Origin of the sequence: Streptomyces sp. NPDC051207, assembly GCF_040682395.1 — a bacterium.
In the GTDB taxonomy this organism is placed as follows: Bacteria; Actinomycetota; Actinomycetes; order Streptomycetales; family Streptomycetaceae; genus Streptomyces.
The window spans coordinates 72429-84503 of the sequence record NZ_JBFBAX010000013.1; the positions used below are offsets into that span (position 1 = coordinate 72429).

A 12075-nucleotide genomic window follows, 5' to 3' on the forward strand; every position below is an offset into this window, starting at 1 on the left:
CCACCGCCATGAGTTCCACCACGACCGCCAACCCCGTCCTGCGCGTGCCGCCCGCGGCGCCCGCCGAGGCCGCCGCCCACTTCCGCGCGAGCCTCGCCTTCCACGCCGACGTGTCCGACGTCGCGGCGGCGCTCGCGGCGGGCGGCGACCCCGGATTCGTCGTCCTGGACTGCCGCTCCACCGAGTCCTGGGACCAGGGACACGTCCCGGGCGCCGTCCACCTGCCCACCGCGCTCGTCCCCGAGCGGGCCGGACAGCTCCTCGACACGTCCGTGCCGGTCGTCACGTACTGCTGGGGGCCCGCCTGCGACGGCGCCACCCGCGCCGCCCTCGCGCTCGCCGAACTCGGTTACCCCGTCAAGGAGATGCTGGGCGGCTTCGAGTACTGGGTGCGCGAGGGCTACGAGTTCGAGACGCGGCAGGGCCGCGAGCGCCGCGCCGCCGACCCGCTCACCGCTCCGGTCGGCGCGGACTGCGGCTGCTGACAGGGCAGTCGGGGCTTCACGGGTCGCGGACGCGGCCGGCAGGGGTGAGGGCCGGCCGCACCCGCGCCGCTCACAGCTGGGACAGCTCGTCCACCAGGTCGTCCAGGCCCAGCGAGCCCTGCGACAGCGCCGCCATGTGCCAGGCCTTGAGGTCGAAGGCGTCGCCGTGGCGGCTGCGGGCGTTCTCCCGGCCCAGCAGCCAGGCCCGCTCGCCCAGCTTGTAGCCGATCGCCTGGCCGGGAATGGTCAGATAGCGGGTCAGCTCGCTCTCCACGAACTCCGCCGGACGGCTGCTGTGCGCGCCGAAGAACTCCTGGGCCAGCTCCGGCGTCCAGCGCTCACCCGGGTGGAACGGCGAGTTGGCCGGGATCTCCAGCTCCAGGTGCATGCCGATGTCCACGATGACCCGCGCGGCCCGCATCATCTGCGCGTCCAGGTAGCCGAGCCGCTGCTCGGGGTCCGTGAGGAAGCCCAGCTCGTCCATCAGGCGCTCCGCGTACAGCGCCCAGCCCTCCGCATTGGCGCTGACCAGGCCGATCGTGGCCTGGTAGCGGGAGAGGTTCCCGGCGACGTACGTCCACTGCGCGAGCTGCAGGTGGTGGCCCGGCACGCCCTCGTGGTACCACGTCGACACCAGGTCGTAGACGGGGAAGCGGGTCGCGCCCATCGTCGGCAGCCAGGTGCGGCCCGGCCGCGAGAAGTCCTCCGACGGGGACGTGTAGTAGGGCGCGGCGGCGCTGCCGGGCGGGGCGATGCAGGACTCCACCTTCCGCACCGGCTCGGCCAGTTCGAAGTGCGTGCCGTCCAGCTTCTCGATCGCCTCGTCCATCAGGCCCTGGAGCCAGGCGCGGACCTCCTCGACACCCTCGATGTGCCGGCCGTGCTCGTCCAGGTGCGCCAGCGCCTGCCACGGCGTCGCGGCCCCCGGCAGGATCTTCTCCGCCTCCTGCTTCATCTCGCCGAGGATGCGGTGGAACTCGGACCAGCCGTAGGCGTACGCCTCGTCGAGGTCGAGGTCGGTGCCGTTGTAGTAGCGCGACCAGCGGGCGTAGCGCTCGCGGCCCACCGTGTCCGGCGCGCCCTGCACTTGCGGTGCGTACACGTCCCGCAGCCAGTCCCGCAGCTCCACCACGGCCGCGGTCGCGCCGCGGGCCGCCTGGTCCAGCTCGGCACGCAGCGCGTCGGGACCCTTGGCGGCGAAGTCCTCGAACCAGCCGCGGCCCTGGCCCGTGTCGGCCCACTCGGTGAGCTGCCCGGCGAACGTGGCCGTGGGACGCGGAGCCGCGTACAGCTTGCGCTCCAGGCCGAGCGCGAGGGATTCGCGGTAGCCCTCCAGCGCGCCGGGCACCGCGCGCAGCCGCTCGGCGATCGCCGCCCAGTCCTCCTCGGTCTCGTCCGGCGTCACCGAGAACACCTCGCGCACCGAGTGCGCCACCGTGCCCAGGTTGCCGACCGCGCGCAGGCCCTCGTCGGCCTCGTGCACGGCGAGTTCGGCGGTCAGCCGCTCGCGCAGCAGGCGGGCGCACCGGCGCTCGATGCCGCTGTCCGCACCGGGCTGCCGCTCCGCCTCGTCGAGCCGGGCCAGCGTGGCCCGCTGCAGGTCCGCGACGGCCGCCTGACCCGCGGGCGACAGGTCGGGCAGCCTGCTCGAACTCTCCTTCACGCCGAGGTACGTACCGGTGACCGGGTCGAGGGCGATGAGGTCGTCGACATAGCGGTCGGCGACCTCGCGGGGCAGCGGGCTCTTGGTGTCAGACATGCCGACCATCCTCGTACGAGGACCGCCGCACGTCACTCGGATTGAGCCGAGGGCGAAGGCGGTAGCAGCGGTCCGCACTCCCACTGCTGGAAGATCAGGCGCGTCTCCACCCGGGCGACCTCACGGCGTGAGGTGAACCCGTCCAGAACCAGCCGCTGAAGATCGGCCATGTCCGCGACGGCGACATGGACGAGGTAGTCGTCGGGGCCGGTCAGGTGGTAGACGGTCCGCGACTCCGGCAGTGCCCGGATCCGGTCCACGAACGGCCCCACCAGCTCCCGCCGGTGCGGCCTGACCTGCACCGACAGCAGCGCCTCCAGACCCCGCCCGAGCTTGGCCGGGTCCAGCCGCAGCCGGTGGCCGAGGATCACCCCGGCCCGGCGCAGCCGTGCCACCCGGTCCAGGCAGGTCGACGGCGCGACACCGACCTGCGCGGCGAGGTCGCGGTAGGTGGTCCGGGCGTCGTTCTGCAACAGCCGCAGCAGATGAAGATCGACCGGATCCAGTACGACAGCTTCGGGCATTGGCCGAACGTAGCACGGTGTTTCTGCCGGGCGCGCCGGTCGTCGTTCACTCTTCCCTTCATGGACACGCCCACCGTACCGAGAGCACTGGCCACCGAGGCCGTGCACGCCGGCCGCGACGATCTCGCCCGGCAGGGACTGCACGCCCCGCCGATCGACCTGTCCACCACCTACCCGTCGTACGACAGCCGGGGCGAGGCCGCCCGCATCGACGCGTTCGCCGAGACCGGCGCCGACCCGGACGGCCCGCCCGTGTACGCGCGGCTCGGCAATCCGACCGTCGCCCGCTTCGAGACCGCCCTCGCCCGGCTGGAGGGCACCGAGGCCGCGGTCGCCTTCGCCAGCGGCATGGCCGCGCTCAGCGCCGTCCTCCTCGTCCGCAACGCGATGGGGCTGCGGCACGTCGTCGCCGTACGGCCCCTGTACGGGTGCAGCGACCATCTGCTGACCGCCGGGCTGCTCGGCTCCGAGGTCACCTGGACCGACCCGGCGGGCATCGCCGACGCGCTGCGCCCGGACACCGGTCTGGTACTGGTCGAGTCACCGGCCAACCCGACGCTCGCCGAGGTGGACCTGCGGGCCGTCGCCCACGCCTGCGGTTCCGTGCCGCTGCTCGTGGACAACACGTTCGCCACGCCCGTCCTCCAGCGGCCCGCCGAGCAGGGCGCGCGGCTGGTGCTGCACAGCGCCACCAAGTATCTCGGCGGGCACGGGGACGTGATGGCCGGTGTGGTCGCCTGCGACGAGGAGTTCGCCGGGCGGCTGCGGCAGGTGCGTTTCGCAACCGGCGGTGTGCTGCATCCGCTGGCCGGCTATCTGCTGCTGCGCGGCCTGTCGACGCTGCCGGTCCGGGTGCGGGCCGCGTCCGCGAACGCCGCCGAACTCGCCGGGCGGCTGGCCGCCGACCCGCGCGTGGCCCGCGTGCACTATCCGAGGATCGGCGGTGCGATGGTCTCCTTCGAGGTGCACGGCGACCCGCACGACGTCATCGCGGGCGTCCGGCTGATCACCCCGGCCGTCAGCCTCGGCAGCGTCGACACGCTGATCCAGCATGCGGCGTCTATCAGCCACCGCATCGTCGACGCCGACGACCGGCGCGGCGCCGGGGTGAGCGACCGGCTGCTGCGCATGTCGGTGGGTCTGGAGGACGTCGACGACCTGTGGGCCGACCTGGACGGGGCGCTCGGGGAGCCGGCCGCCCCGACGCCGCGGCGGGCGGCGCTGGCCGGGGACTGAGCCGGGAAGGCGGGGCGGGCACGTAGCCGCCCCTGGAGGGGAAGGAGCGGCCCGGCGGAGGGATGCCGCCGGGCGGCCGCTCGGCCCTCGTCGGCCGCCCGCCGCCTTCGGCCGTGTGGAGCGCCGGCGGCGGGTGCGCCGGTTCCCTCGCCGTTTCGGAGGCCGGGGGTGTCCCGGTTCGGTGGTGGTGGGTGACTCAGTCGCGGCGTCCGGACCGCTGACCGTGCGGCAGGCGCGTGGCCGGCCGGGTGGCTTCCAGGCGGGCCGTGACGACGAGGGTGCCCTCCTCGATCTGGTAGTCGAGGGGCAGGCCCAGGCCGCGCATCGCGGCGACCATGCCGGTGTTGGACGACTGCGTCACGGCGTACACGCTCTCGCAGCCCGCCTCGGCGGCCATCGCCACCAGCCTGCCGAGCAGTTCGGCGCCGATGCCGCGCCGCTGCCAGCCGTCCTCGACGAGCAGCGCGACCTCCGTCTCGTCGCCGTCCCACAGCAGATGCCCGAGGGCGACCACGCGCCCCGAGGCGGTCTGCGCCGCGAGCGTGCGGCCGAAGCGCGGGCTGAGCAGGTGGTTCAGGTAACGGTCCGCGTCACCGACCGGCCCGTGGTAGCGCATCGACAGCGTCTGCGCCGAGCACCGCTCGTGCATCTCCTTGGCGGCGTCCAGATCGCCGGTGTCGGCGCGGCGCACCGTGATGTCGTCGCCCTCGGGCAGCGTCAGCACCTGCCGGCCGCCCGGCACCCGCGGCCCGAGCCGGGAGTCCAGCTCCACCAGGGCACGCGCCCGGGCGAACTCGGTCGGCGTAAACGGCAGGTACGGCCGCTCGACCGTGATCACCCCGCCCTCCGGCGCCCGCAGCCGCATCACGGTGCCCTCCAGGGCGCCCTCCACCGGTACGGTCTCCGGCGCCCGTCCGCCGCCGGCCGGCCGGGCGGGCAGCGAGCGGATGGTGCACCGGCCGAGCAACTGCCGCAACGCCAGCGGCAGTTCCGCGGCGTCCAGCGCCGTGCGGGTGGCGAGGCCCAGGACGCGGGTCGGGGCGTCCACCAGATCGTGGGCGTCGGCCCGCTCGATCCAGGTGCTGGTACCGCCCGCCGAGGACACCGCCCGCGTCACGTCGGCCGCCGCGAGCCCGGCCGGGGCGCGCAGCAGGAACTCGTCCACGGTGCCGTCGGCCAGCGGATGCGTCTGCAGGCTGAGGATGTCGACGCGCTGCCCGGCCAGCGCCGTGCACAGCGCGGCGAGCGAACCCGGCTCGTCCTTCACCGTCGTCCGCATCCGCCACAGCGTGCTCTGCCCGGCAGCGGTGCCCGGCGCCTGCCCCGACGCCCCGGCCTGCTGGGCGGAGAACAGAGGCCGGGCGCCGGTATCGCCCCTCGGCGGTGCGTGGCCGTGGCGGCGTGCCCACCACGCGTGGAACGCGGCCGTGACGATCAGCGCAACCGCCGGAACCAGCAGCGGTACCGGGCCGTCCGGGCCGTACCCGGCGCGACCGGCCACCGAGCCCGCGACCGCCACCGCCGTCAACAGGGCGGCCAGCCCGATCAGGTCCCGCCGCCAGTGGCGCACGGGACGCCCGTGCCGCGCGCGCGTCACATCAGCTACGTCTCGATTCATGCACCCACTGTGAAGGAATCGTGTTGCGTGATCACGAACGCTCTGTGTCTCACGGGTAAAGCCTGCTTCTGTCCCTTTTGTGAATTCCTGGACAGTTGAACGAGGCACCGCACACCGGGAGATGACGCCGATGCGCGGCAAGCCCTTCAGGCAACGGGAGCGAACGGGCCCGCCATCACTGCCCGACCAGGCCGGGCTGGAGCACCTTCGTGAACAGCACCGTGCCGTCCTGCTCGCGCAGACGCACCGTCATCTCCCCGCTGTCGCCGTCGATGCCGACCTCGCCGAAGAACTGGTAGCCGCCCGCGGGCGACACATTGGATGCGGTCGGCGCCTTCACGAACACGCGCTCCGGACCGAACGTGCCGTCCAGCGCGCTCGCCGGGAAGGCACCGGCGTTCAGCGGCCCCGACACGAACTCCCAGAACGGCTCGAAGTCGGCGAACGCGGCCCGCGACGGCTGGTAGTGCTGCGCCGAGGTGTGGTGCACGTCGGCCGTCAGCCACACCGTGCCGGTGATCCGCCGGTGCTTGACGAACCGCAGCAGCTCCGCGATCTGCAGCTCACGGCCGAGCGGCGCGCCCGGGTCGCCCTGCGCGATCGCCTCGAAGTGCCGCCTGCCCTCCCCGCCGTCCGGCACCACCAGCCCGATCGGCATGTCGGCGGCGATCACCTTCCACACCGCGCGCGACCGCGACAGCTCCCGCTTCAGCCACTCCAGCTGCTCCCGGCCGAGGATGCCCTGCGGGTCCACGGTCTGGTCACCGGGCGAGTTGGCGTTGCGGTACGTCCGCATGTCCACCACGAACACGTCCAGCAGCGGCCCGTGCCGCAGCACCCGGTACATGCGGCCCTCCTCGGCGCCCGGCCGCAGCGTGGACACCGGGTAGTACTCGCCGAACGCGCGCAGGGCCCGCGACGCCAGCACGTCGACGCTCCGCTCGGTGTAGCGGGCGTCGCTGTCCGGGACCGTCTGGCCCGGGTACCAGTTGTTGCGCACCTCGTGGTCGTCCCACTGGACGACGACCGGCACCTGGGAGTTGAACCGCCGGAGGTTCTCGTCGAGCAGGTTGTAGCGGAAGTTGCCGCGGAACTCGGCGAGGGTCTCGGCCACCTTGGACTTCTCCTCGGTGGTGATGTTCCGCCAGGTGCCGCCGTCCGGCAGGGCCGCCGTGGCCGGCAACGGTCCGTCGGCGTACACGGAGTCGCCGCTGAGCAGGAAGAAGTCCGGGTCGAGCCGGGCCATCGCGTCAAAGATGCGGTAGCCGCCGAAGTCCGGGTTGATGCCCCAGCCCTGCCCGGCCAGGTCGCCGGACCACACGAAGCGCACGCCGTCGCGGCGGCCGGCCGGCGCGGTGCGGAACGTGCCGGTGACCGGCTCACCGGTACGGCGCGGGTCGTCCGGGTCGGCGAGCAGCACGCGGTAGTGGATCTGCTCGCCCGGCGGCAGCCCCTGGAGCCGGGTGGTGCCGGTGAAGTCGGTGCCGGCGTCCAGCAGCGGGCCGCGCCATCTGCGCGGGTTGCGGAACGACTCGGTCGCGGACGTCTCGACGATCATGCGGGCCGGGCGGTCGGAACGCACCCAGACCAGACCGGAGTGGGCGGTCACGTCCCCCGTCTGCACGCCCCAGCCCGCCGAAGGGCGACCGGACCGGGCGAACGCCGGGGCCGCGCCCAGCGCGGTGGGCAGGGTGAGGGCCGCCGACGCGGCGAGCGAGCCGCGCAGAACGCTGCGGCGGCCCGGGAGCGGACGGTCTGACATGGCTGCGCCTCCAGGGACGTGATCCGGCCGGTGTGCAGTGCCACACCTACTGGTGCGCCGCAGCGCGCGCGCAAACCCCAAGTGAACAGCCGGCCGCACGCGGAAGGGAACCCGTACGGAACGGACCCGGGCGCGGTCGCGGGAGCGGCCCACGCCGCCCGCCCCCGGTCACCGCGCCGCGGCCTGCGCCATCAGCCGCACGCCCGACCGGATCCGCGCGGGCGGCACGTGCGCGTACCCCAGGACCAGGCGGACACCGGAGGGCTCGTCGCCGCGGGCGGCACGCGCGGGCGGGGAGTCACCGGCGCCGGAAGGCTCCCCGCCGCGTCCGCCACGCGCGTGCGTGGAGTGCGCGTCGGCGGGCTCCCGGCCGTGGCCGGCCCGCGCATGAGGGGCGTCGGAGGGCTCCTCGCCACGGCCGGCACGCACATGCGGGGCGCCGGGGGGCTCCTCGCCGTGCCCGCCGCGCGCGTGGGGGACACCGGAAGACTCCTCGCCGCCCCCGGCCCGCGCATGCGTGTAGTGCGACAGCAACCGTACGGCCACCCCCGCCCCGGCCATCCGCGCGAGGAACCGCTGCTCGGGCCCGTACCGCTCCGGCAGTGTCACGATCACGTGCAGGCCCGCCGCGATGCCGGACACCGCCGCGCCGGGGAAGTGCTCGGCCAGCGCCGCCACCAGCACGTCGCGCCGCTCGCGGTAGGCGCGCCCGCAGCGGCGCAGCTGACGGTCGTAGTCGCCGTGCTCCACGAACCGGGCGAACACCGCCTGGTCGAGCGCCGGATGGCCGAGGTCCGTCGTCCGCTTGCGCGCCACCACCTCGTCGGCCAGCGGCTCGGGCACCAGCAGCCAGCCGAGCCGCAGCCCCGGTGCCAGCGACTTGCTGACCGAGCCCGTGTAGGCGACGCGGTCGGGGTCGAGGCCCTGGAGCGCGCCGACGGGGGCGCGGTCGTAGCGGAAGTCGCCGTCGTAGTCGTCCTCCAGCACGAACCCGTCGACGGACCGCGCCCAGTCGAGCAGTTCGGCGCGGCGCCGCGCGGAGCACGCGATGCCGGTGGGGAACTGGTGGGCGGGCGTCGTCACCACCGCCCGTACACCCGAGGAGCGCAGCGGGCCCATCGCCGGGCCTTCCTCGTCCAGCGGCAGCGGCACGGTGGTGACGCCCGCCGAGGCGTACACGTCGTCGTGCTGCGGGCTGCCCGGGCTCTCCACGCCCACGGAACGCACCCCGCGCGCGTGCAGCGCCAGCCCGATCAGCGCCGTCGCCTGCGTCACCCCGGACACCACCACGATCCGCTCCGGGTCCGCCACCACGCCCCGGCGCCGGGCGAGCAGCTCCGCGAGCGCGGTGCGCAGCCGCGGCAGCCCGCGCGGGTCGGGATAGCCCAGCTCCTCGTGCGGCAGCTCCGCCAGCACCGCGCGCTGCGCCGCCGCCCACGCCGCGCGCGGGAACAGCGACAGGTCGGGCGTGCCGGGCACGAAGTCGGCGCGGGCGCCGGGGGAGCGCGGGGCGAGGTCACGCACCCGCGGACGCGCCGCACGCACCGCTCCACCCACCCACGTCCCGGCACCGCGGCCGCTGCGCAGATAGCCCTCCGCGGTCAGCTGCTCGTACGCCTCGGTGACCAGCCCGCGCGACACGCCCAGGTCGGCGGCGAGGTCCCGGGTGGACGGCAGGCGGGTGCCCGGTGCGAGCCGGCCCGAGCGGACCGCGTCCCGCAGCGCCGCCTGAAGGGCCCCGCCACGCGTGCGTGCCGGGGCCGAAGCGGCAGGCAGCAGCAACTCCCACGCGGCGGTCCAGGAGCTGGAGACGGCGGGGCCGCCCGGCTCGTTCGGCGACGGCGTCATGAACGCGACCCTACTGCCCCTTAGGGGCCTCACCCGCACATGCGTAAACAGGTATGGAAGACCACAGCGACTGTACGCGCAATCCTGGAGCGCCCGTGGACGCCAAGAACCGCTTCGAGACGAAAACCACCTTCGCGCTCAGCCGGATGGAATGGCTGGCATTTCTTGCCGTATCCCTTGTCCTCGCCGTCCAGCACCGTTCCGAGATCCGCTGGTGGGTGTTCGCGGGACTCTTCGCGGTGATCGACGTCATCGGCTACATTCCCGGCGCCGTCGCCTACCGGCGCAGCCCCGAAAAACGCGTCGCTCGCGGCTACTACGTGGCCTACAACGTGATGCACAGCCTGGTCACGGCGGGTGTGATCGCCGGAGCCTGGGTCCTGTTCGTCGGCCCCGAGTGGGCACTGCTCGCCCTTCCGATCCATCTCATGGGCGACCGGGCCCTGTTCGGGAATTCCCTCAAACCCTTCGGCGTCGCATTCGAACCGGAAACACATGCGGCCTACCACGTGTTCGAACAGCAATACCGCAATGGCGCGGCCGAATCCGCCCGGACTCCGCTGGAGGGCACGAATGCCGTCCGTGCTTGACACCCTCGCCGCGCACAGCGACAACCCGAGCGCATTCCTGGCACTCAACAACGGCAACGAATATTTCCGCGACGAACGCCTCGGCGGCGCCTGCGCCTACCGCAGAGCCGGGCGGCGGCACGTCCTGCAGTTCGGCGGCCCGTTCACCGCGCCCGAGCACCGCGCGCAGCTGCTGGAGTCCTTCGTCGCACACGCCGGGCCGCGCCTCGTCGCCGTGCAACTCCAGCGCGAGGACGCCGAGCTGTACGCGCGGCACGGCTTCACGGTCAACCAGATCGGCGCGTCGTACGCCGTCGACCTGTCCCGCTTCACGCTGCGCGGCTCACGGTTCGTCCGGCTGCGCAACAAGATCTCCCGGGCCCGGCGCGCCGGACTGGAGGTCACCGAGGTCCGGCACGGCGACGACTGCGCCGAACTGGACGCCGTGGACGACCGCTGGCTGCGCGACAAGGGCCGGCACGTCAAGGAACTGCAGTTCCTCGTCGGTCAGCGCACCGGCCCCCTGCAACAGCACCGCCGTCTCTTCGCCGGCCGGATCGACGGCGCGACGGTCGGCTACATCAACTACTCGCCCGTCTACGGCAGCCGCCCCGGCTGGCTGCACGACCTCAGCCGCCGGCACCCCGACGCGCCGCCCGGCGTGATGGAGGCCCTCAACGCCACCGTCATGGAACAGTTCGCCGCCGACGGCGCCGGCTGGCTGCACTTCGGCTTCACGCCCTTCACCGGGCTCTCCGAGGAGCACGAACTGCCGGGCGCCAGCCGCGCCTTCACCCGGTTCGTGCGCCTGCTCGCCGAGCGCGGGAACGCCATCTACCCGGCCGCCTCCCAGCTCGAGTACAAGCAGAAATGGGCCCCCCACACGGTCCTCCCGGAGTACATCGCCTTCCTCGGCCGGCCCCGCCTCGGCGCCGTCTGGCGGCTGCTGCGCGCCGCCAACGCCGTATGACCGCACCCCCACCCTGGAGGACAGGACGTCCATGAGATTCCTCGAGCGTGAACGCACCACTCTGGCCAAGCTGCTGCCCGACCTCGACCCCGCGCTGCGCGAGACGCCCCTGATGGACCTGGAGCGGCCCGGCAGCCCCGGCATCACGCTCTTCCGGGACAGCGGCGGGCCCGGACTGCTCGTGCCCGGCAGCCACCAGGGCCGGGGCGCGACGGCCGTGGACGCGCTGCGCGTGCAGCGGGCCATCGGCTCCCGCTCGCCGTCGCTGGCCGTCGGAACCACCATGCACCACTTCTCGATGGCCACCCTGGTCGGCCTCGGCGACCTCGGCGACAGCATGGCGTGGACGCTGATCGAGGGCGTCGCCGAATCGGGCTGCATCATCGCCTCCGGCTTCGCCGAGGGCCGCAGCGGCGCCGGCATCCTGGACCCCACCATGACCGCCACGCCGGACGGCGACGGGGTACGGCTCAACGGCGTCAAACGCCCGTGCAGCCTGGCCCGTTCCATGGACCTGCTCACCGCGAGCGTCCTGGTGCCGCGCGAGGACGGCGAGGGCGAGGAACTCGCCGTGGCCCTCGTGCCCGCCGACAGCGAGGGCATGACCGTCAGCAGCTTCTGGTCCAGCGCGTTCCTCGCCGGGGCGGAGAGCGAGCAGGTCACGCTCACCGACGTACGCGTGCCGCCGGAGCTGCTGCTGCGCACCTCCGCGCCCGCCGGACAGCGGCTGGACGAACTCCAGACGGCCGGGCTGATCTGGTTCCAGGTGCTGATGACCGGCAGCTACCTCGGCGCCGCCAGCGCCCTGGTGGAGCGGGTGCTGCTCAACGACCGGGTCCCCGAACACGACCGCGTCCGGCTCTACGTCGAGACCGAGGCCGCGGCCACCATGGTGGAGGCCGTCGCCCGCCGCGTCGACGACGGCGACCTCGGCGAGGCCACCCTCACCCAGTCGCTGTGCGCCCGCTACGCCGCCCAGGACACCATCGCCCGCGTCGTCCCGCGCGCGGTCGAACTGCTCGGCGGGCTCAACTTCATGACGTCCGACGAGGTCGGCCACCTCGCCGCCTGCGCCAACGGCCTCGCGCTGCACCCGCCGTCCCGGTCACGGATGACGGGACCGCTCGCCGCGTACATGGCGGACGGGCCACTGACGCTTGCCTGAGGGGCCGCAGCGGCAGGCCGTGGAGTGCGGGCTGCCGTCTGCCGCCTGCCGTCTGTGGCCGGTGGTTCGCCACCTCGACCGGTCTCCGCCGTCCCGGCCACGCCGCCCAGCCACCCCGTCCGGCCTCCGCCGTCCCGGC

Annotated in this window: 10 protein-coding genes; 5 read left to right on the plus strand and 5 right to left on the minus strand. The window is 73.9% G+C overall.

The annotated features are described in order from the left end of the window. Nucleotides 1–8 precede the first annotated feature (8 nt). A complete protein-coding gene (locus tag AB0M97_RS15565; RefSeq protein WP_365961373.1) occupies nt 9–485 on the plus strand; it encodes a rhodanese-like domain-containing protein in 477 nt (158 codons plus the stop codon). 70 nt (nt 486–555) lie between these two features. Here the strand turns inward: AB0M97_RS15565 and AB0M97_RS15570 are convergent, their stop codons facing one another. Beyond that, the gene (locus AB0M97_RS15570) at nt 556–2244 is read right to left on the minus strand and encodes a DUF885 domain-containing protein (RefSeq protein ID WP_365961374.1); all 1689 of its coding nucleotides are present in this window, start codon (nt 2242–2244) and stop codon (nt 556–558) included. Between the two features lie 32 nt (nt 2245–2276). Then, nucleotides 2277–2768, minus strand: a complete 492-nt coding sequence (locus AB0M97_RS15575) for an Lrp/AsnC family transcriptional regulator (protein WP_365961375.1) — start codon at nt 2766–2768, stop codon at nt 2277–2279. 60 nt (nt 2769–2828) lie between these two features. On the opposite strand from AB0M97_RS15575, the gene AB0M97_RS15580 reads away from it, so the two are divergent. Then, nucleotides 2829–4004: a PLP-dependent transferase gene (locus AB0M97_RS15580; RefSeq protein WP_365961376.1), complete on the plus strand. Its 1176-nt coding sequence runs from the start codon at nt 2829–2831 to the stop codon at nt 4002–4004. Nucleotides 4005–4200: 196 nt separating this feature from the next. Here AB0M97_RS15580 and AB0M97_RS15585 read toward each other — a convergent pair whose 3' ends face one another. The 3 genes from AB0M97_RS15585 to AB0M97_RS15595 form a co-directional block, all read right to left on the minus strand. Further along, nucleotides 4201–5622 (minus strand): GNAT family N-acetyltransferase, encoded by a 1422-nt coding sequence (locus tag AB0M97_RS15585; RefSeq protein ID WP_365961377.1) that lies wholly within the window; start codon nt 5620–5622, stop codon nt 4201–4203. 175 nt (nt 5623–5797) lie between these two features. Beyond that, a complete protein-coding gene (locus tag AB0M97_RS15590) occupies nt 5798–7384 on the minus strand; it encodes an alkaline phosphatase D family protein (RefSeq protein ID WP_365961378.1) in 1587 nt (528 codons plus the stop codon). Between the two features lie 168 nt (nt 7385–7552). Then, nucleotides 7553–9232 (minus strand): PLP-dependent aminotransferase family protein, encoded by a 1680-nt coding sequence (locus AB0M97_RS15595; RefSeq protein WP_365961379.1) that lies wholly within the window; start codon nt 9230–9232, stop codon nt 7553–7555. Between the two features lie 95 nt (nt 9233–9327). Between AB0M97_RS15595 and AB0M97_RS15600 the strand changes: the two genes are divergently transcribed. From AB0M97_RS15600 to AB0M97_RS15610, 3 genes are read left to right on the plus strand one after another with little or no spacing between them, the layout of a single operon-like run. Beyond that, nucleotides 9328–9822: a hypothetical protein gene (locus AB0M97_RS15600; RefSeq protein ID WP_365961380.1), complete on the plus strand. Its 495-nt coding sequence runs from the start codon at nt 9328–9330 to the stop codon at nt 9820–9822. Further along, on the plus strand, nt 9806–10771 hold the full coding sequence (locus AB0M97_RS15605; RefSeq protein ID WP_365961381.1) for a DUF2156 domain-containing protein: 966 nt from the start codon (nt 9806–9808) through the stop codon (nt 10769–10771). Before AB0M97_RS15600 ends, AB0M97_RS15605 begins: the two co-directional genes overlap by 17 nt. A gap of 31 nt (nt 10772–10802) precedes the next feature. After that, nucleotides 10803–11936, plus strand: a complete 1134-nt coding sequence (locus AB0M97_RS15610; protein ID WP_365961382.1) for an acyl-CoA dehydrogenase family protein — start codon at nt 10803–10805, stop codon at nt 11934–11936. Nucleotides 11937–12075 lie beyond the last annotated feature (139 nt).

Bases quoted from the DNA above. Each gene is read 5' to 3' on its own strand.
- AB0M97_RS15565 (WP_365961373.1), top strand. From the start codon at position 9: ATGAGTTCCACCACGACCGCCAACCCCGTCCTGCGCGTGCCGCCCGCG.
- AB0M97_RS15570 (WP_365961374.1), bottom strand. From the start codon at position 2,244: ATGTCTGACACCAAGAGCCCGCTGCCCCGCGAGGTCGCCGACCGCTAT.
- AB0M97_RS15575 (WP_365961375.1), bottom strand. From the start codon at position 2,768: ATGCCCGAAGCTGTCGTACTGGATCCGGTCGATCTTCATCTGCTGCGG.
- AB0M97_RS15580 (WP_365961376.1), top strand. From the start codon at position 2,829: ATGGACACGCCCACCGTACCGAGAGCACTGGCCACCGAGGCCGTGCAC.
- AB0M97_RS15585 (WP_365961377.1), bottom strand. From the start codon at position 5,622: ATGAATCGAGACGTAGCTGATGTGACGCGCGCGCGGCACGGGCGTCCC.
- AB0M97_RS15590 (WP_365961378.1), bottom strand. From the start codon at position 7,384: ATGTCAGACCGTCCGCTCCCGGGCCGCCGCAGCGTTCTGCGCGGCTCG.
- AB0M97_RS15595 (WP_365961379.1), bottom strand. From the start codon at position 9,232: ATGACGCCGTCGCCGAACGAGCCGGGCGGCCCCGCCGTCTCCAGCTCC.
- AB0M97_RS15605 (WP_365961381.1), top strand. From the start codon at position 9,806: ATGCCGTCCGTGCTTGACACCCTCGCCGCGCACAGCGACAACCCGAGC.
- AB0M97_RS15610 (WP_365961382.1), top strand. From the start codon at position 10,803: ATGAGATTCCTCGAGCGTGAACGCACCACTCTGGCCAAGCTGCTGCCC.